General features: G+C 38.6%; 11 protein-coding genes. 6 read left to right on the top strand and 5 right to left on the bottom strand.

What is annotated here, in order from left to right:
- Positions 1-85: 85 nt before the first annotated feature.
- From KXQ82_RS09555 to KXQ82_RS09535, 5 genes are all read right to left on the bottom strand, one after another.
- The gene (locus KXQ82_RS09555; protein WP_255563580.1) at positions 86-1,180 is read right to left on the bottom strand and encodes a sugar-binding protein; all 1,095 of its coding nucleotides are present in this window, start codon (positions 1,178-1,180) and stop codon (positions 86-88) included.
- 101 nt (positions 1,181-1,281) lie between these two features.
- On the bottom strand, positions 1,282-2,901 hold the full coding sequence (locus KXQ82_RS09550; RefSeq protein ID WP_219487963.1) for a hypothetical protein: 1,620 nt from the start codon (positions 2,899-2,901) through the stop codon (positions 1,282-1,284).
- Positions 2,902-2,932: 31 nt separating this feature from the next.
- Positions 2,933-4,345 (bottom strand): O-antigen ligase family protein, encoded by a 1,413-nt coding sequence (locus KXQ82_RS09545; RefSeq protein ID WP_219487961.1) that lies wholly within the window; start codon positions 4,343-4,345, stop codon positions 2,933-2,935.
- Between the two features lie 396 nt (positions 4,346-4,741).
- Entirely contained in the window at positions 4,742-5,584 is an 843-nt protein-coding gene (locus tag KXQ82_RS09540; RefSeq protein ID WP_219487959.1) for a hypothetical protein, read from the bottom strand.
- A 473-nt stretch (positions 5,585-6,057) separates the two neighbouring features.
- Positions 6,058-6,909 carry a hypothetical protein gene (locus KXQ82_RS09535; protein ID WP_219487958.1) on the bottom strand — a complete coding sequence of 284 codons (852 nt, stop codon included), beginning with the start codon at positions 6,907-6,909 and terminating at the stop codon, positions 6,058-6,060.
- 568 nt (positions 6,910-7,477) lie between these two features.
- Between KXQ82_RS09535 and KXQ82_RS09530 the strand changes: the two genes are divergently transcribed.
- The 6 genes from KXQ82_RS09530 (at position 7,478) to KXQ82_RS09505 (ending at position 22,680) form a co-directional block, all read left to right on the top strand.
- Positions 7,478-11,899 (top strand): hybrid sensor histidine kinase/response regulator transcription factor, encoded by a 4,422-nt coding sequence (locus KXQ82_RS09530; protein WP_219487956.1) that lies wholly within the window; start codon positions 7,478-7,480, stop codon positions 11,897-11,899.
- A gap of 369 nt (positions 11,900-12,268) precedes the next feature.
- Positions 12,269-14,497, top strand: a complete 2,229-nt coding sequence (locus KXQ82_RS09525; protein WP_219487955.1) for a fasciclin domain-containing protein — start codon at positions 12,269-12,271, stop codon at positions 14,495-14,497.
- A gap of 24 nt (positions 14,498-14,521) precedes the next feature.
- Positions 14,522-17,788 carry a SusC/RagA family TonB-linked outer membrane protein gene (locus tag KXQ82_RS09520; RefSeq protein WP_219487954.1) on the top strand — a complete coding sequence of 1,089 codons (3,267 nt, stop codon included), beginning with the start codon at positions 14,522-14,524 and terminating at the stop codon, positions 17,786-17,788.
- Between the two features lie 18 nt (positions 17,789-17,806).
- Entirely contained in the window at positions 17,807-19,375 is a 1,569-nt protein-coding gene (locus KXQ82_RS09515) for a RagB/SusD family nutrient uptake outer membrane protein (protein WP_219487953.1), read from the top strand.
- Positions 19,376-19,387: 12 nt separating this feature from the next.
- Positions 19,388-21,154: a fasciclin domain-containing protein gene (locus KXQ82_RS09510; protein WP_219487952.1), complete on the top strand. Its 1,767-nt coding sequence runs from the start codon at positions 19,388-19,390 to the stop codon at positions 21,152-21,154.
- Between the two features lie 53 nt (positions 21,155-21,207).
- The gene (locus KXQ82_RS09505) at positions 21,208-22,680 is read left to right on the top strand and encodes a fasciclin domain-containing protein (RefSeq protein WP_219487951.1); all 1,473 of its coding nucleotides are present in this window, start codon (positions 21,208-21,210) and stop codon (positions 22,678-22,680) included.
- The last annotated feature ends 17 nt before the right edge of the window (positions 22,681-22,697 follow it).

The following is a 22,697-nucleotide window of genomic DNA, read 5'->3' as shown; positions in this document are numbered from 1 at the left end:
TCAGACATATCTCCTTTCAGATTAAATGTAATCAGGAAGATTTGTACTAATTAGTATGCTGTTATCAAGAAACATATTGATATGATTATTTGTACACAGCAATTCCATAAAATGGTGTGATTGGGGGTGGGGCATTCCAATTGCCAAATGCATGTGACTCATCCGTTATATACCTTAATTTATATTTTCCGGGGGGAAGAGATAATTTTGATACGATTATTTGATTTTTAGCTGCGCCACCTGCATACCCGGCCGTAACGGTACTCATTAACCATTTAATATTCCCTTTCATATCTTCTATCCAGCCATAATCCATGAGCCCGTTAAAAAACACCTTCCGATCATCTGTAACTTCAATTAAAAAATATAAGTAATTGCTATCCCAGCATGATCTTATTGTTGCATTTAAATCCTGTTGCCCCTCTATTTTACCTTTAATAACTGTGTTAATGTTAACGGGCATAACTTGCTCCCACAACATATCTTTTTTGCCATCGATTTTTGGTTTATTTATTTCTAATTTTTGCGAGGCAATAACATGTTTATCAACTGCCGACTTAACATCTCCATCTAATAGCAATGTTCCATACAATGAGGGGTTAAACAAGTTGGCTTCAGTGCCAAACAGGTTGATTAGTTTTGGCCGGTTTATAAACTTAATATCAGATCTTTCATCGGGATAGTCATTGTCTATTATACGGCTGTTGAAACCAATTTTACGACCCACGACAGGCTTTACAAACCCTAAGCTTTTCCAGCTTAACCTCATTTCAAAAACATATTGTTTAGGGGTTGGTTCATTCATTTCGACTTTAACGTCATCACTCACAAAATTTAAACCTTCAATATTAGGGAGGCCGTATGAAAGTACAAATTGTCTATCATCATCGCCTGACCTAAACTCCCTGGATTTATCGTTTTTAAGATCAAAGTATAATTCGGCACGATCAAAAGGTATATATTTAACGTGATTACCGGTTATAAGGCTGTTATTTATTTCGCCAACTGCAAAAATATTTACAGTGCGTTCTTTGTCAATTGTAAAAACCTTACCCGAATCGCTAAAGTTGCCGGGGTTGATTATGCTTGCCAAGGGCTCTGATTTCAAAAGGCTTTGTGGAATAAATTCCTTTTGTGAATGATCGGGCTGATAGATTAAAGAATCTACCAGTTCATTCATTAGTTTAGGGTCAGTCGGGGGTTTAGCAGATGTTTCTACATTACGGTGCTTACAAGCCATTAAAAAAAGTACAGCAATAAAAGCCATCCTCAATTTTGTATTTACCACCATATTTGTTTCCCGTTTTTCATTGTAAATATTCTTTCCTGTTCACCTTTGTCAATATCCCTCAAAATATACAAGGCGTTTTGCGGAGTATTTGTAAAAGTTAATGAATCTGCTATCGCCTTTTGTGTACCTAAGTTTATCCACTTATTATTCCAGTAAAATAATTGATAGTGTTCGCCCGGAACAATTAAATTGGTTTTATCCTGGGGGTATTTTTTGAACAGTGTAATTTTTTTAAAAGTTTTACTCCATTCCGTATCCAGATACACTACAGCCCCATCTGCCGATAAAATTAACGGTTTAGTTATAGGAACCATCTCGCCCAAATTATAACTTACCGTCAGGTATACTATATCTCGGCCCATTTTTTTGAAGATCAATCCTTTATCATCAATTTTGGAGCAAGCTATGGGAGTCCATTTATTGTTATTAAAAACACACAGGTACCCAAAATTTGTTTCCTTTAAATGATTCATCATTTTGAGATCAATTTGAATATCTGATACCGGGATATACAAATCAGTAACATCTATATAATGTTTATCACTAAACAAGGGTGGAACAAAATCCATTTCATTGCTAAAGTCAAATTGCTGCTTTTGTTTTGCATAAGTCTGCCTGAATATTTTTGCACGCTTTCTTTTTAACTCCCGCCTTCCGGTATAATCAACTTTATCAGCTCCCGGGTTAGATTCGCTGCCAATAAATGATTGATTATTGTATTTGTATAACAATACAAGCCAATCATGCCCCTTATTTTTATTTGCCCAATAAGGTGTATAATCACTTATTACCGGCACACCCATGGCCCTCATCGCGTAGGAAGCAAAATGATTAGCATCCGCGCATTTACCCATCCGGAGTTTGTTAAGTTGATTAAAATCCAAATCGAACGGATATTTAAAATAACTTCCTTCTATAATAAACTGTTTTTTTAAATAGTCATTTATAAGTATACAGGCTTGTTTTGCATCAGTGCTGCTTTCCATTTCATTTACCACCCATTGCATTTTTTTATTTAACATGGCCCGCCATTTTACAGGGGTCTCGTTTAAACCCTTGTAAGGCAATATGTATTCACAAAACTGTTCAAAGTTTAGATTTTTACACCACGGATATTTCCATGCTACAAAAGCCATGTCTATATTTTCAATTAAAACATCATCTGTGATAGAGGTTAGGTCGGATACTTTTCTAACATCCGATTTACCCCATTCGCCATGTTTTTTTTGCAGGGCATTAAGAACTGTTCGCTTATAAAGTTTTATAGTCTCCAGGGTATCATATAAAGGATCAACACGGAATGCCGAATCAGCCATTTTTTTAAAGACGCTTTTTCGTGCCAGGGTCATCGAATCGACATTATTTATAAAAGCATCAAATTCATTAATGGCCTGGCCGCTATAATGGTATTGGCCCTCCATATTTCGAATTAAATAATAAGCAGCTTTAAGCTTAAGGGAATCAGCAGGAGATTGGTAATTTTTTATCACCTTTAACAGATTGTCTTTATTATTCCCCGCAATATCCAATGCACGTAATATATCTTTTGGTAACTTATTGCTTTGGTAGTTACAGGCAATAAGGCATATAAAAAGAGATAAAAAAATCAAGTTAATCTTTAAATAATGCATAGCACATTTATTAGTTTTTTAACAGCGAAACGCATTGCCCTTTAATATCAGTAATGATCTGACTTGAAACCTTTACCGGGAGCTTTAGTATAAGAGCCGCTTGTTTTTTTGCTTGTAAAGTATCTTTTGTATTCAGGTAATAGTACATCATTTTACTACGCGTTATAAATTTATTTGGAGCAATGTTTATAGCCAGTTTTAGCGTTTTTTCAGCTTCCTGGTAATGATGAGCTGCAAATTCAATATCCGATCTGTAAATAAGGAAAAAGATTGAGCACCTATATTTTAACAATTTATTTAATGTTGATTCGGCCTTTGTAAACTGTCCGCCACTATATAGTACCTGGCTATATTTAAAAAGAAATTTATCATTATAATAAATGCCCGGCTCAATAGCATCGTATTTCTTATAGCTAAATTCACTTATGTCATCATTATATTCAGTGTTCTTCCACTCGTTTAGATGTTTAAATTGAATTACATAAAAAGATAAGCAGCTAATCAAAATTAACAGTGGTAAAGCAAGCACAAAGGAGATCTTTTTAGGGCTTAAATAAACTTGCTTAGGCGGAGTAATTGTTGGCAAAAAAAACCAACTTATTAAAAGTGTATAGGCAAAAATTGAATTATGCAATGGGTACGATATCAAAAACAATATCAATACAGATGTATACCATATATATGATGATGGCCGATTTTTTTTTGCCGATTTTAAATCCTCATAAATAACTTTAAGCCAAAATAGAAATATCAGAATAAAGCAAATACCCCCCAATTCTATAAGCAGTTGCAGTATCTCATTATTGGGCGTGTATATATTGTCGGCCAGGTACTTTTCAATTTCAGTACCGTTGTTTTTCTCAAAATACTCGGCTTGCTGCAAATTGTAGTGAAAAGAGAAGTGATTTAAGCCAACACCTCCAAAGGGATATTTGGCTACAAGCGCAAGGGAATTTTTTAAAATAAAATAGCGCCCTAATGATGAACTGAATTTTAAAAAAAATAAACCACATATTAAAGTAGCTGAAAAAAACGCGAGCACAAGTTTTTTGTTCAGGTACGTAGCATAGTGCTGTATTACAATTATAATTCCTGCTACACACAATACCAAAATACCAGTGCGTGCCGAATTAATGGCTGCTATAGCGAACACAGAAATAAACAACAATCCATCAGTAACCTTATATGTTAAGCTATCGGGTTTAGGTACACATAGCATAACAATTACCAGGAAACTTAAATAGTTAGAAAATATAACTTGATTATCAAATGCCGGGCTAATGTGGATGAAAGTATTTTCGATTAGCCAAATAAGTATTAATACACTAATGTAAGCATATAAAATGCAAACAAACTTATTCCCTTTCAATACACTGAATTGCCTGGCAGAAACAAAAATGCTGAGCAATATCAGGTTGATCATAAGATCTAGTAAAAAAAACAAAGTCTTGCCCAGGTTTAAAGTAAGCAGGCAATGTAAGGTGATAACCAGTAGTGTAAAAAATAAAAAAGCAATTTTGGATGAATGATAAACTTTACGGTCTTTTTCAAAAAAGACAAAAACACACAATGCCATTAAACCTAACAGGCAATTTAGTGCGCTTTTAATTACATCTGCAGCTTGGTAAGCATGTAAAACCTCGATCGAGTTTGTTAATATATAAAAAAGCGTATTGTTTATCAGGTATAATAAAAATACAATGCGGTACAAATTGGCTTTTAATTTGTCAGACAGCATTTAAACATATCAAAGGGGTAAATTATTTATCATGCTAATAAATAACCTGCACCTATTCGTAAATAGGTGCAGGTATTATCTTTAATTCTCCGGAATTGTGCATTGGCTGATACAACCAGCTTCGCAAGATGTTCTTGTACCAATAGCATCAACAATTGCAGTATTATAAGCTAATAACGCATCGCCCTCACAAAGATTAAATTTGTCATTAGCAGCAACTTCATCTTCGTAAGTTTCTGCTGCATTATATTCTTTATCCCAATCTTCCTGGCATGCAAACCAAACAGTAGCAAAAGTTTCTTCGGCACTAAGCAATACATCGTCATAAGCCTTAGCACAAGGCGTAGCACAAGCACTGTAACAAGCACCATCAAGTATATCTAAAGTACGCTTTTTATCGCCCGAATTTAAAAGCCCTCTTTTTTCTTGATTAAGTAACCTCTCTGCAAATAAATCTTTTATCGATGGCTCATGAGCTTGATTTCCTTCTATGTCAAAATAAATTTTATGCATTAACGCAACCGCATCCTTTGCAGGCATATTCCTCAATTGAGGAAAATCATGCAATAATAAATTATGGTAACGTTGTGCATTGATGTTCAGAAAAACAAATTCTTTAGCATTGTCAACCCCGGCTGTAGTAAAAGATTGTGCCATGTTGGCCATTGTTTGTTTTTTATTTTCAGACCATATCGCTTTAAGCTTTTCCTGGGTGGCTTTGGTTAAGTTATATTTATCGGCAAGGACTCCTCTTTTTATCCTCGTAGTAAAAAGCATATACCTGTTAAATACTTGCGATGACTGTAATTGCGTAGATAGTTCTGGAATTGATAGCACAGCATTGCTGTTCGTCTTTCTGCATGACACGATCACAACGACAGCGCACATAATAGCTAAGAATAAAAATTTGATTTTGTTTTTCATTTTTGATTTAGGTTTATGGTTTTTATAAAATTACTCTATGATAAATTTAATTATAGCGTGCTGCTTGAATTGGTATTTACATGCAGCGGGATTATTTTTCAATAATTTTATCAGGGGATATATTCAAAACAAAATATTCAATCAGCAAGAATACGAGACCGTGTATTTTGTTATTAAATAAGATAAATGCGTTAAAGGCACTTATATTATTATGAAAAAATGAATTAGGTGATTTTTTTTAGGTTTTGATGCTTATTGTAAAAGTATTATTATTTACTTCGGCAACTGTACTGAACTGTCCTGCTTTGTCTGATATTTATTATTTAGAAAAATTATTTATGAATAGATGTTTTTCTGTTTAAGTATCTTTTAAGAGATATGCATGCCAGCACAAAAGCCATCAATAAGAAGGAAGGGGTTTTAATGATCAAATAAATACCTGCACCCATTTGTAAATAGGTGCAGGTATTATCTTAATTTGCAACGAGGCAGCTAGTGCTACAACTGGCTACACATTCAGAGTTTGCATCACCGGCGGCATTAATGCTGTCGGCAAGAGTATCATCGGCATCTCCCAGGCAAACACCCCAATTGTACAAAGCATCAGCTTCCTGTTCATAAGTTTCGGCTGCATTGTAATCTTTTTCGTATGTTGCCTGGCAGTCAAATGTAGTACCATCCCAAACCCGCTCAGCTTGGGCCAAAGCATTTGCATAAGCAATAAAACAATTTGAGTTACAAACGCTATAGCAAATAGGATCAAGTTCACTTAAAGTGTGAATTTTATCTACCGACTTTAACAACTGTCTTTTTTGCTGATTAACTTGCCTTTCTGCATATAAATCCTTTATTGAGGGTTCATGAGCCTTATTTCCCTCTATGTCAAAATATACCTTATGCAATAACGCAATGGCATCTTTTGTTGGCATAGCCTTTAATTGCGGAAAATCATGTAGCAGCAAATCATGGTAATGCTGTATGTTCAGATTCAGGAAAACAAATTCTTTGGCATTATCAATTCCGGCGGCCGTAAAAGATTTTGCCATATTAGCCAACGTTTCTTTTTTATTTGTTGCCTCATTTGCAGAGACTACCGCTTTGAAATTTTTAAGGGTAGTTTTAGTTAGATTATACTTATCGGCTATGAGTCCTCGTTTTAATCTCGCAGAGAATAACATATACCTGTTAAATGCCTGAGATGTTTGTAATTGAGCCGATAATTCCGGAATTGAAAGCACAGTATCGCTATTGGCCTTTCTGCAAGACACGATCACGGCTACAGCGCACATAATAGCTAAGCATAATACTTTAATTTTGTTTTTCATTTTTTGATTTAGGTTTAAGTTTTAGGTTTATTGATTTTAATGATTATTTAAAATATTGAATATGTATAAGCCGTAACTGCTGCAGTAATATATGTGCAATAAATAAGATATTAGATATGTAGCCGATTTAATGGTTAAATAAACATTAAAAATAGCCCGTATAGCTTAAGAAATTAGTTATGTGTTTTTTTAGGTATACAATATGTAAAAATGATAGATATTATTCATGAGTCCGTCCTGTACTGTCCTGTATTATGATTTTTTATTATTTAGCATGTTCTTCAATAAAAAATTTAATAATTATATAAAGTAAGACATGTCAGTTTCATTAAATTGAAAATCCATAAACATAGTGAAGGCAGTATATTTTCAGCTTTATGAAGCTGGTGTTGAAACAAAATCCTTTATGATTGAGAATTAAAAAATCATACGTCGTATAGATTCTTCACAACAAACAATCGGTTGCATTTCATAACAGTGCATGACTGATGTGCTTTGCTTTTGCCTATCTTTGCAGTATATCTAAACCTGATTGGGTTTTGAGGCCTAAAAAATACTTTGTTTAAAAATGGGTAATTGGAAATTGTTTACGTGGATACGTATTTTTCTGATTGTTATATTTTCTGTTTTTCGGTTTAATGCTTATGCTCAGCTTAAATGTAGCATAAAGCACTATTCAACCGAAGATGGCTTGTCGCAGGATGGGATATTGTGTATAGCCAAAGACAAGGAAGGTTTTATGTGGTTTGGTACCTCGGATGGTATCAACAGGTTTGATGGGAAGGGATTTATAACCTACAAAGCCCGGCCCGGCGATAGTTCAAGTTTATCCAATAACAAAATCAGGAACATTATTGAAGATAGGGCAGGCTACCTATGGGTAAAAACTTATGATAATAAGGTTTACAGGTTTGATAAGCGTACCGAAAAGTTTTTATCTATACCACAAGCGCCTGGTAAACAAAGCAATAGCGTTATTGAAAAAATAGTGCCGTCCCGTTCGGGCGATATGTGGCTGCTTACCGTTAACCAGGGCATGTTGTGCGCTGTAAACGACGAAGCTACCGGCCAGCTAAAGATTTACCGGTATAACAAAAGCCTCAAAGGCGATTTTAAATTATGCAGCAATAAGGTAAATTTTTTGTTTGAAGATAGCAGGAGGAGGGTATGGGTAGGAACCTTATCCGGATTATCTTGTTTTACCAAAGGTAACACACAGCATTACAACCCTGTGTATTTTGCCAATCAGCAGACCGTATTTGGCTCCGACAACGATTTTAATTGCGTAGCCGAACATAACGGCACTATGTATTTTGGCACTACCGATGGAAAGTTAATTTCATTCAACTCTTCATCACGGGTATTTACTACAACAACTATTGCAAAAAATACCAGGTTAAATGCCATACTGGTATCTAAGTCGGGCAATATTTATGTAACATCCGATCATGGCCTGGCTATCGTTGATCCCAAAACATGGGCTATCAGTTACGCCACAGTCCCGGAATCAGCTATCATGCGTTCTTTGTACGAAGACAGGAACGGAAAACTCTGGATAGAGCCTGAAAATGATGGGGCAATGAAATATGATCCATCAACACAAAAATTTAAACTCTACACACAAAAAACAGATACGTATACCAACGGGCATCATACCAATTACAGTGTATTTGAAACATCTAATGGTGTGCTTTGGACTATTTTAAGGGGGGGCGGTTTTGGTTATTATGATCCCGAAAAGGATGACATTGCTTATTTTTATGATGAACCGGGTTCGCCTAATCAACAATTTTCCAATATCATTTCGGCTTATTATGCTGATGATACCGATGTGCTGTGGCTGAGCGGACACGAGGGCGGGGTAAATAAGGTCATCTTTCAGCCTCAAAACTTCAGGCACGAGGTGCTTGTTGCCGATGCGTTAAATAAATCGCGCAATGATGTACGCTCGTTATTAGAGGATAAGCAGGGCCGTATATGGGCGGGTAATAAATACGGTGAGCTGTTTGTATATAAAAACGGCAGAAAAATAGATAATGTATTTGTTAACATGCCTCAAAGCCAGGTAGGTAGTATATATACCATTACAGAAGGCAGCGACGGTACCATATGGCTGGGCACCAAAGGCAGGGGGCTGTTAATGGCTGTGCCTCTTAACGCAGACCATTCAAAGTATAAGGTTACCCGGTTTATCCCTGACCCCAATGATCTGAATAGCATTAGCAACAAACAAATATATTCGGTATTTGAAGATAATAAGCACCGTATATGGGTGGGTACTTTTGGCGGAGGCTTAAACCTTGTTGTAAAAGATGGTGATCGGGTAACATTTAAAAATTATCAAAACGCGTTTAAAAATTATCCAATTGCAAGCTGTAATGTCATCAGGCATTTAAATCAGGATAGCCGGGGCCGTATTTGGATAGCAACCAACAATGGCCTCGTTATTTTCAATCCTGATAAGGGCGGCCCCAATAATTATACTTTTTCAAGGTACTTTAAAGTTCCCGGCGACCTGGCTGGTTTGGGTAATAACTCGGTACAGGTTATACACAAAGACCGCGCCGGGCAAATGTGGGTAGGCACCTTTGGTGGAGGCCTTTATAAACAAATTGCCGATGCTGATGGTAAACTCCGTTTTAAATTTTACACTACTGCCGATGGATTACCTAATGATATTATACTCGGCATGGTTGATGATAACCGGGGCAACCTGTGGATAGCTACAGAAAACGGCCTTTCACGGTTTGAACCCCGCACCGAAGTTTTTAACAACTACGGCGCGTATGAAGGTATAACCGATTACCGGTTTGCAGAGGCCGCTTGTTTACGATCGCGATCGGGACTTATTTATTTTGGCTGCCTTGATGGTTTTATATCTTTTCATCCCGATAAGGTACGCAATAAAGAGTTTTACGCTAATATGGCGCTAACAAACCTTAGTGTTAACAACGAGAATGTACAACCCGGCACCGGAGGGGTACTTACCTACGCTCTTGATAAAACCGACCATCTTACCTTAAATTACGATCAAAACATAGTAGGTATTGATTATACCGTACTTGATTACCGGGCAAGCAACAAGGTGCTGTATGCTTACATTCTGGAAGGTTCGGATAAAGGGTGGAATTTTGTTAAAAACAAGCGCCAGGCCACTTATACTAACTTATCGCCAGGTACATACACTTTCAGGGTAAAAAGCGTAAGCACAGATATGTTTACCAACACCCCGCAAAAAACACTCATCATAACCATATTGCCACCGCCATGGCTAACCATATGGGCATACCTGGTGTATTTTATTTTGCTCGTGATAGCCATTATAATTGCAAGGCGCATTATTACAACCATGATAAAGTTGCGTAATAACATTATTATAGAGCATAAGCTTACCGAACTTAAACTTGGTTTTTTTACCAATATTTCGCACGAACTTAAAACACCTTTAACACTAATAGTTAGTCCGCTTAAAGAAATTGAAAAGAGTAATAACCTATCGGCCAAAGAGCGCGATTATATCAATGTGGTAAATAAAAATACCAGCCGCATGATCAGGTTTATTAACCAGTTGCTCGATTTTAGAAAAGCGCAGAATGGAAAAATGCGCCTCAAGGTAGCAAAAGTGGATATTGTAGCCTTAATGCATGAGTTAAGCGGTTATTTTATGCAACTGGCACAAGAAAAGAATATAAGTTTAACAGTTAACGCTGACGTTGATGAGCTATATGCCTGGATAGATAGGGAAAAGATAGATATTGTTATTTACAATTTGCTATCAAATGCCTTTAAGTTTTCTATGCCTAACACAGCCATAAACGTAGATGTAAGATACATTGAGGGCGAAAAAAACTTTTCTATTGCCGTTACCGACCAGGGCAGTGGAGTACCCGAGAACAAGCTGAACGAGATATTTGAACTGTATTACGAAAGCGATAAAGCAAGCATGACCAACCTGAAGGGTACCGGTATTGGCCTGGCCTTATCAAAAGAGCTGATTGTCAGTCACAATGGGTCTATCAAGGCTATTAATAACCCAGGTGGCGGTATGTGCTTTTTAATTGAGTTGCAATTAAGTAAAGATCATTTTAATACTACAGAGGTAGATTTTGAAGAAGAAGCGCACTCGCCGCGATTGGAGCAGCCCGTATTGATTCCTCATTACAATGATGATTTAAATAATATTACGGAACATCTGCATGCAAAACCGAATGTGTTGGTTGTAGAGGATAATGCCGATCTGCGTAAGTTTTTGTGCAGCCAGCTCGAACCTCACTATTTGGTTAAAGATGCTGCTGATGGTGTAGAGGGATTAAAACTGGCTGGCTCTTTATTGCCGGATCTGATCATTAGCGATGTGATGATGCCTAATATGGATGGTATTGAAATGCTCAACCGGTTAAAAAATGATATTGCTACCAGCCACATTCCTGTAATTTTGCTTACAGCGCGTTCATCGGTAGAGAATCAGATAGAAGGATTGAAATACGGGGCTGATTTTTATATCACCAAACCCTTCCACACCGATTTTATATTGGCCTCGGTTGAAAGTCTGATCAAGCAGCGCAGGCAGCTTTTTGAAAACTTGTTGAATGCTAAAAACCTGGTGCAACTTTCACCGGGCGAGATACTCATTACATCAAAGGATGAGCAATTGTTAAAAGATACCATTAAGATAGTAGAGGAGAGCCTTGCTGATCCTGATTTTAATATTGATAGTGTAGCCATATCAGTAGGTTTGGGGCGTACAACTTTTTATAAAAAACTTAAAAGCCTTACCGGTTTTGCCCCGGTTGAGTTTGTGCGCGATATGCGCCTTAAGCGTGCTAAACAATTACTCGATGCGGGCGAACATACCATATCCGAAATTGCTTACATGGTAGGTTTTAGCAGTTCGGGCTATTTCAGTACCTGTTTTAAAGAGCAGTATAAAACATCGCCAACCGAGTATTTAAAATCGCGTAAAGTAGTTGATGATAAATTAGCTCACTAAAAGCATACGAAAATCAAAAACCTCGTTTTTTTAGCTATTTTAAGCATAATATAACAAATTTTAAAAGCAATTTGTCAAATATTAAAAGCCCTTAAACGCATTTCACTTTACTTTTGAGCTATCAATTATAAGCCGGGCTGTTGCCTGTGCCGGATGGTTTGTTTAAAGCTATGTGTTTTTGCCACTGGGTAAAAGCCTGTGATAGTTATATCCCAACATCATCCGGTACATTGTTAACTGCCGGCGCTAATAATACCAATTATTAACAACATAAGTAACCAATTAATTTTTTGCCCATGGGCAATCAACAAATCATTATAAACAATTTATATGATTAGATTTTTACGACTATCAGTTTTATGTACCTTAATGCTCGTTATCGGAGCCGGCTGCCATAAAAAAGCATTCGACGATTACTATGCAAGCCCTGCCAACCTGGGTGATCCTATTTTTCAGCAGTTACAGCAGCGGGGTAATTTTCAGCACCTTACTAAGGTTATTACCAAAGCCGGCTACCAAAATATTTTGAGCACTACCGGCTGGTGGACCATGTTTGCGCCAAATGATGCCGCATTTGAAAAGTATTATACCGCTACAGGTTTAACTGATGCTTCGATAACTGATTCTTTAGCTAAATCGATAGTTAAGTATTCGCTGGTATTTAATGGTTATCGCCAGGATCAGTTGAGTACATACCAGGTAGCAGGGACAAACGCAAGTATTGCAGGTGAAGCCTATAAACGCAAAACCGCATTTTACGATTGGGTTCAGCCATCTACCGATGGTATCCATAACAAGATCATCGCTACTAACCGCAATAATGGATACAAAAGCGGTAGCAATTTATACACTTATGTGGAGGGGGATAATAACAATAAGTATATCCCATACTTTACCGACCTGTTTTTATCAACAAATGGGCTATCGGCAACGGATTACAATTCCTTTTATCCTAATACAACTTATAGCGGCTTTAACGTAGCAGGCGCTAAGGTGCTTAATAAAGATATTGTAGCCAGCAATGGTTTTATTAACGAGATAGACCAGGTAATTGTACCGCTTAAAAGTTTAGACCAATATTTGGGCACTAACCCTGATTACAGCGAATTTAAAAAACTGCTCGATTCGCTTTCGGCATACAACGCAAACGCTTACATCACACACAACCTGTTTGTGGCAACCGGTTCAACTGATCAGGTTTACATCAAGTCGTACGATGGACGTTTGGCTTTTTCGCCAAATAACGAAAACTACCAGGATCCGCTTGCTTCAGGGTATATCGCTAACGCTTCACAGTCTAACGGCTGGTCGATGGTGGTACCTAACAATTTGGCCATGAACGCGTATCGCAAAAAACTATTGGGTAAACTGGGTGGCTCTTTCTTTAAAACGGCACAGCCAAGCGTGATCATCGATTTTTTAAACTCGGTAATGTGGCCTTCAAGCTTATGGCCAAGCCAGTTTAAAAGCGGTACTAACTACCAGTTAGAAGGCACTACAATGGCCCTTGCCGATGTTGTTGATAAACAAATGTTAAGCAACGGTATATTATACGGTGTAAATAAACCGCAGGAATCAAACGTTTTCCGTACCATTTATGGTATCCCGTACCTTGATCCTAAAACTAACATGACCTACCAGGCAAACAGCTATTTGCCAACAGGCATTAAGGCGCAAATAACCCAACCTACTATAAAAAATACATTATTCATCATGTCTGATTCGGTGATGGCGCTTAACGGCTGGCGGTATAATGAAGCCAGTGTGAGTACCAGCGCAACGGCATGGGGTTTCAAATCATCATCATCTTCAAGCTATGCACATAATCTGATCTATCGTGATATCGCCCTGCGCATGTTTTCAACCGGCGTATTGCCCGGTGTTGATCTTACCAGCCTGAGTGGTACCGGCATTATCGAAACCATTAACCACGAATACATTAAGTATAACAACAACAGGATACAAACCAGTGGCACAGTAGATTCGGGTACCGATCTTAAAGTTTTAAAAACAGACGCTACAGCTATAAATGGGACTGCTTATTATGTTGATGGCTTACTATCATTTACTAATTTAAACGTAGGTCAGCACATTCAAAACTTAGCTACGCTGTACCCTGCAAGCTACTCGTCGTTTTATACTTTTTTGTCAACGTCTCCTTTTTATAATACCACAACTAAGGCTATAATAGGTATTGGTACAAGTACCGATAATAACTACACCATTTTTGTACCTACTAACGCGGCCATATCAAACGCTATAAAAGCCGGCTTGTTGCCTGGTAACAAAACTACAGGTGCATTGCCTGCATCGGCACCTACTGCCGCGCTTGATATCGATCTGGTACGTAAGTTCATATTGTATCATATTATCAATGGTGCTTCGGTAGTTCCGGATGGTAAAAAGGCAAATACTTTCATCACGATGCTCGTTAACGAAACAGGAGGTGCAACGTACGTGAATATCACTAATCAACCCGGTAGCATGGTAGTAACAGACCATAAAGGTGTAAACGCTAACGTGGTGGTAAGTACGAGTAATAACCTGTCTAACCGCACGGTAATACACACTATCGACAACTATTTGAACTACAATTAATAAAACCCAATACTAAATAGTAATATGAAATCACTTTTACCAAAAAGTCTTTGTCTTGTAATTATTGTTGCCTGCTTGTTTTGCGGAGCTGCAATGGCACAGGCACAGCAGGGGGTAACCATACGCGGACAAGTAGTTGATAAAAAAGACAAACAAGCTGTTATTGGAGCATCGGTTATTGAGTTTGATAAAGACCACCGTACCGTTACCGGCGTAACAACAGATATTAATGGAAATTTCGCTATCAAGGTTTCCAATATCAATAACCAACTCTCAATTTCTTATATCGGTTATAAAACCTATCTGTCGGGCTCTATTGGCGATAGGCGCGTAATTAATGTATCGTTAGAAAGCGGCCAGAATAATTTAAATACCGTTAATGTAACCGGTGGCCGTGTGGTTAACAACGGCACCGGTTTAAATATCGACCTGCGCAATTCAACCTTATCTACAGCAACAGTTAACGCTAAAGATCTTGAAGAGATACAGGTATCATCTATTGACCAGGCATTGGCAGGCCGTTTACCAGGTGTGGATTTTGGCTCAACATCGGGCGATCCGGGTGCAGGTACAACTATCCGTATCAGGGGTACAGCATCAATAACAGGCAACGCCCAACCATTAATAGTGTTGGATGGTATGCCTTATGAAACACAAATACCTTCCGATTTTAACTTTGGTACGGCTGATGATCAGCAATATGGCCAGTTGTTAAATATAGCTCCGGCAGATATTAAGGATATTACAGTTTTAAAAGATGCTGCAGCAACATCGGTATGGGGTGCAAAAGCCGCAAACGGCGTGCTCATTATCAATACCAAACGCGGCCAGGTTGGTAAACCGGTTATTAACTACAGCTTTAAGGGTAGTGCAAGTAAGCAGCCACAAGCTATTCCGTTGTTAGATGGCGATAAATACGCCACGCTTATACCCGAAGAATTTATGAACGCTACCGGCGTACCGCTTGATTTTTTAGGAAATAACGGGCAGAACAAGGCTTTTCAGCATGATCCGCTTGATGCTTACTATTACTACAATTACAGCAATAATACTGATTGGATAGGATTAATAACCCGTATTGGTTTTACACAGGAGCATAACATATCAATGAGTGGCGGTGGCGAAAAAGCAAGATATTATGCTTCGGTGGGCTATTCCAACCAGGGCGGTACAACATTGGGTACAGATCTGAACCGTATCACTTCCACAATAAACCTTGATTATATCGTATCGAGTAAATTGCATTTTCGTACCGATCTAACCTATACCCACATTGATAATAGCCTTAACTATAACAGCACTTTACGTGGTGTAGCTTATGATAAAATGCCAAGTATGGCACCCTTCGCGTATGATGAGTATGGTAACCAAACATCGGCTTATTTTTCGCCGGCATCAAACATACAAGGGCAATACCCTGATACATATAACCCGCTGGCATTAGCTAATACAGGCGTTAGCCACTTATATGGTGAGCGTATTAGACCACACTTTACCTTGCAGTACAATATTCTGCCCTCATTGCTGGTATCAACTGTTGATATTGTATTTGATGTAAATAACAGTAAATCAAAAACCTTTTTGCCACAGATAGCTACAGGCAGGCCAAGTACCGAAACTACTGTTAACCTTGGAACGGAAAGTGACGGCGATTCGTATAACGTACAATCGAAAGTTAACTTTATTCTCACACCTGACTTAGGAGAGAAAAGCAACCTGCAGGCTTTACTATCCGTGCAAAGTAACGAAACCAATTCAGCTTCTTACTCTGCAGCCAATTCAAATACGGCATCATCGTTTTTACAAGATCCTTCTAACGCATCGCAGGTTAGTCCGGATTTAAAATCCACCCAGAGCCTTTCGCGCAGTGTAGGTGTATTGTTACAGGGCCAGTATTCGTATCTGGAACGCTACATAATCAGCCTTAACGGCCGTGTTGATGGTAACTCAAAATTTGGCCCCAATAACCGTTTCGGATTCTTTCCCGGAGTTGCTGCAAGGTGGCGGATATCAGGCGAGCGGTTCTTAAAAAATGTGAAATTTTTGAATGAACTAAGTATGAGGTTAAGCTACGGTGCCTCGGGCGATGCACCTGATGCCAGTTATTATAATACATACAGCCCTTTTAGCGCTACTTATAATGGCAGGGCCGCTGTTGTGCCATCAAATATCGAATTATCATCACTTAAATGGCAAACGCTGATAGGTAAAAACTTAGGTTTCAACTTAGGTTTGTTTCAAAACCGTATCATCGCTTCAGCAGATTTTTACCAGAATACCACCAAAGACCTTTTTTATAAGGATCTTAGCATAGCAACCAGCTCAGGTTTCCAGTCGGTTAGCATGAACATAGGTACGGTTGACAATAACGGGTGGGAGTTAAGCTTAAGTACCATCCCTGTTAAAACACGTAAGCTTATTGTTGGTTTCGATTTTAATATCGCACGTAACGTTAACAGCATTACATCCGTATCTGATGATTACCCCCGCGAAAGCTCAGTAGGCGTACCTGGATTGGGTAAATATAAATCATATCTCATTATTGGTAACCCATTTGGTTCATACTACGGCTTTAAATACAATGGTGTTTATAAAGATAAAGATGCTACCGTGGCTACAGACGAAAACGGGAAAAACATTGTAGGGCCAAACGGACAGATCGTGTATATGCGTTATAACTATCCGCTGATAGACTATACATTCCAACCGGGTGATGCCAGGTATGAAGATATTAACCATGATGGTAATATTGATTACCGTGATATGGTTTACCTGGGTAATGGCATACCTAAGTTTGTGGGTGGTTTTGGTCCGTCTATAACCATTAATGGCAACTTTACCTTAAAAGCATTCTTTAACTTCCGTTGGGGGTATGATATTGTTAACGGCGCCAAAATCAATACCACCAATATGTACGGTGTAGATAACCAAAGCACTGCCGTATTAAGAAGGTGGCGTAACCCGGGTGATGTTACCGATATACCACGTGCTTTATTTGGTCAAGGCTACAACTGGCTGGGCTCCGATCGTTATGTTGAAAATGCATCATTTGTAAAACTGGCAACGATAACGGCACGTTATAACCTGCCAAAGTTGCTATTGCAAAAACTTAAACTAAACTCGGCCAGTATTTATGTTACAGGCCAAAACTTAGCAACGTGGACAAATTATACAGGCCAAAATCCTGATATATCAACAGTGGGGTCGGTAAATCCTTTTTCTTACCCGGTTGATAATGCTTTAACGCCCCCGGCAATTCAATATACAATAGGTGCTTCAGTCGGATTTTAACTATTAGCAAACAAACAAATGATCAACAATATCAAATATAAGTTTCTGTTACTGGTTGTTATCTTAACCGCCGGTATAACATCATCATGCAATAAATACCTGGATGTAAAACCACAGGATGGCCTTGTAAGGCAGGATTACTGGAAAACCAAAGAGCAGCTTGATGCCAGTGTTGCTGGTTGCTACGCGTCATTAATAATTCCTACTACAAAAAAAACTATCCCATTAGCCAAATACCTGTTTGCCTGGGGCGAGCTGCGTGCCGATATGGTACAGCCTACCAATGACCCTACAGCTTCGGGGCAATCATCATCAGGTTTAAGCACCATACAGCGCGATGAACTGGATATGTTGCATGATGACCTGGTATCAACCAACTCATTAGCTAACTGGGAGGCTATTTACAGGACCATTAATTACTGTAACCTTGTTATAAAATATGGTCCGGATGTTATCAAAAATGATAATACCTTAACCCAGCCGACGTTAAACGCTTACCTGGCCGAGGCAAGGACGCTTAGGGCGCTGATGTATTTTTATCTGCTGCGCACCTTTGGCGAAGTACCATTGAAAACAGATGCAACAGCAAGTGATACAGATTTAAAACCTATCGCGAAAAGTAGCCAGCAGGCCGTGTATAACCAGATTATAGAAGATCTGAAATTTGGTACGCAAAACGCGGTACCATCATACGGTAACATGGCTGATGACAAAGGCAGAATAACGAAATACACTGCCTATACCATTTTAGCCGATGCTTATTTGTGGATGGAAGATTACCAGAACGCTATTGATGCCTGCGATGTGGTAATTCAATCAAACATGTATCAACTATTGCCACAAGGTATACTACAGGGAGATTTTTTTAATAATGTTTATACTAACGGAAATTCGGTAGAGGGCATATTTGAATTTCAATATAACCTGCAGGCGCTTAACCCGTTCTTTGCCATGTTTGCCAACCCATCGCATGAGTTTAATGCGGCTGATTGGGTGGTTGCAGGTAATTTATTCGGGATCGACATTAACGATTCTTCAAATAAAGATGTAAGGGGGAGTGGTACCTCGTTCCTTGAGTCAAATAGCAACATAAACAAATTTACTGCCGGTAAAAGCGTTACAACATCATACACGCACTGGTTTGTGTACCGCTATGCTGATGTTTTGCTAATGAAAGCAGAAGCATTAGCATGGGTAAAACCCGGCGATGTTAACAATGGCACAGTGGCTACAAACCTTGTTAAACAGTTAAGGAATAGCCGCCACGCGTTTGCAAGCGTTAATAATGTAACTATTGCCGATCCTGATTTTACATCGGCCTTATCGGTATCAACTTATGTGTTTAATGAACGTGCCCGCGAATTTGCTTTTGAAGGCAAAAGATGGTACGATATACTGCGTAATGCAAAGCGTAATAATTACGCTAACGAAAATATTTTGCTGGATATTGTTGCAAGCAGCGCGCTACCAAGCAAACAGCAATCGGTAATTAATAAATATCGCGACCACCGCAGTCATTATCTGCCAATTTTTTCATACGAAATACAAACCAACAAATTGTTGGTACAAAACTCATTTTACCAATAAAATTTAAAGATCATGGAAAGAAACTTTAAAAAACCAATGGCATACGTTCTGTTTGTGAGCGTACTATTGATCTGTGCATGGGGATGTGTAAAGGAATCGATCAAACACACCACATCCGATACGGTAAACATTACTCAATATTTTGAAAATAATGCCGATCAGTTTTCGGAATTGAGCAAGATATTGAACATATCCGGAACGGCATCGTATTTAAAAGCGTATGGCTCGTATACCTTTTTTGCGCCTACTAACAGCGCCATAAAGCTATATCTTAAAGATATTGGCAAAAACGCGGTAGAAGATGTAAGTGCCGCCGATTGGAAAGACTTTGTAAGGTTTCATTTACTGCAAGACTCTATACCAGTATCAAGGTTTACTGATGGTAAATTACCTAATTTAACCATGTACGGGCAGTATTTAATTACAGGTGCAGTTAATACCAGTGGCGTAACCAAAATATGGGTAAACAGGCAGGCTTATATCATTACACCTAATATATCAGTAGGTAATGGCCTTATCCATACAATCGATCATGTTTTAATACCGGCTCGTTTAACGCTGGCTAAAACTATCGAGGCAAACCCTAAATACAGCATATTTACCCAGATTATGAAGGCAACTACGCTGTATGATACCCTTAATATTGTACCGGCAAATAATCCTGATAGTGCAAAACGCTGGTTAACGGTAATAGCACAAACCGATTCTGTTTTCAATTTGGCTGGCTTTAGCAGCTACGCGTCGGTTTTAGCAAAGTACTCTAATACAGGTAACCCTAAGCTGACGACAGATAGTTTGCACTTGTTTATGGATAACCACATTATATATGGTGCAAAATACCTGGCCGATATTATAGTGGATAACGCGCAGCCCACACTCGCACCATCACAGGTATTAACAACTAAATTATCAGGCCAAACTGTTTTAATAAACGATGATAATTTTAACGGGGTGTATGAACCCGGCTTTATACTTAACCGCCCGCTGAGCGATATATCTGCCAGCAACGGCGTATTGCACGATGCTTCAAAAAACTTTATCATCAAAGTGCGTTACCCTTATGCTGTATTTTTTGATGTGTGTGCCATTCCGGATATTATGAAGAATACCGCGGTTTATAAAAAGGCCAACTATATCTATCTAACCGATACCGAAATAAAAGCCATTGCCGATATCAAATTTTCGGGCGCTATCAGTACTAACACGGCTAATACGCCACAATACCTGTACGGTACAAGTGCGGGTACAAGCAAAACATCTTATAATATTGATGTTTTGAAAGTGCCTTTGAGCGTTAGCGGCAGTTACCCGTTATGGGTTGAGTTTAGAACACCATTGCTGGTACGTGGCCAGTATAAAGTTTGGGTAGGTTATTTTGCGCAACAACAATCAACAAGTAACGGTGGCACATCTTGCGAGGTGGCTGCATCTATGGGCCTTGATGGTACTGCCGACAGGTTCCCGCTGGCTAATGCCCGTACACTCAACTTTATTACCAAGCGCCCGGGTATAAACAAAACCGTTAACGGGGTAAGTGTTATTGATTTTGAGGCCGAAGAAGCTATTGGTTATAAAACCTATATGGCAAGTACAGCAGGGGCACAGGTGGCAAGGTTAATGGGTATTGTAAATGTTACCACAACAGGCAGGTACTGGTTCAGGCTAACGGCAATTAACGGTACGCAAACTACCAATAATATAGATATGCTACAGTTTATCCCGGTAAATGCCAACCAGCAGAACCCTAAGTTCAATCCCGATGGTTCAATAATACCATAACAAATCAGTTTAAGAAAAATTGAAACCATAAAACTTATACGAATACATATAAAATGATCAGATCTAAAATTATATATGCGGCAGGTGCCATCTTTTTCCTTGCTTTTTTTATGCTGGGGGCCTGTAAAAAAGGCTGGGAAGATCACAATGCCATAACAGACCAGGCGCTAAATAAAACATTGGTGCAACAGATCAGTGAAACATCCGATCTGAGTATCTTTTACAGCTACCTGGTTAAGTCGGGCTATGATATAGTGCTGGGCTCATCAAACTCGTTTACGGTTTGGGCGCCTAACAATACTGCCATGCAGGCTATCGACCCAACTATCATTGCCGATACAGGGAAACTTAAAAAGTTTGTACGTAACCATATTTCGTACCAGGCTTATTTTGTAAGGATGCCCCAGCCATCCTTAAAGATCAGAACCCTGAGCGGAAAAAACATCACTTTTACTGCAACTACTTTTGATGATGCTAATATTGTAAAAGCTGATGTGTATGTAAATAACGGCGTATTGCATACTATTGATGTGGCATCGGCGCCAAAGCCCAATGCTTACGAGTATTTGTTAAGTTCGGTGGCCGGTAAACAAAAAGCTTTTTTACAAAGTCTTTTCCATACCGAGGTAGATACATCAAAGGGTGTGCGCCTGTATGTTGATCCGGCTACAGGTAAACCCGTATACCAGGCAGGTACTACTTTCCCGGTTGTTAAAAACAGCTATTTCCAGAAAGTTGCCGATATCAGCAGCGAAGACAGTTTGGTTACTTATATCATTTTAAATGATCAGGCTTATGATAATGAAAGAAATAAGATAGGCAAATACTATAATGTAAGCACATCGGCAACTATAACAGATACAGTTACCCAGTTTGCCATTACAAAAGACCTGGTAATAAACCGCGTGTACAACATTAACAGTCTGCCAGACTCTATGGTATCAACAACAGGGGTGAAGATACACCTGGATAAAAGCGCCATTGTTGAAACACGCCAGTTAAGTAACGGCATAGCTTATGTAGTAAATAACATTAGCTACACAATGTTCCAGAACAAGATACCTGTGATTACATTACAAGGAGAGTCGCTCGATTCATTACGTATCCCCTCGGCATATACCATCAAAACTAAAAAGGCTCCAAATGGTGTAAAGTATACCGATATACAGAATACCAGCATTACTTCAAGCCCTGATCCCCTGTATTTTTACAGGTATAAAACTGTAGCTACTACGGCAAAATACCAGGTTTACTGGCGCGCGGTTAATGATATATTAACCACATCGTTTAACATGAAGGTTGATTTTAGTCCAACTGCACGTTACCCCAGAGCGGCCGAAACACAGCTTGCAACATTAGGCTACATGCCATCGGGTATATTGAATTATAACGAGGTTTATTTAGGCACATACACGCCTGCCAATTACGGCACACTGTACACATTCCTGGTTTCGGCCACGGGTGTTACCAGTACGGCACCAACCGCGCTGTCACTTGATTATATCAAATTAGTTCCAGTTAATTAACGCTGTTATTTATAAAT

This window comes from Mucilaginibacter rivuli (assembly GCF_019391655.1).
Taxonomy (GTDB): Bacteria; Bacteroidota; Bacteroidia; order Sphingobacteriales; family Sphingobacteriaceae; genus Mucilaginibacter; species Mucilaginibacter rivuli.
Note: the sequence above shows the minus strand (reverse complement) of the source record. Positions and strands in the feature narration are given on the sequence as shown.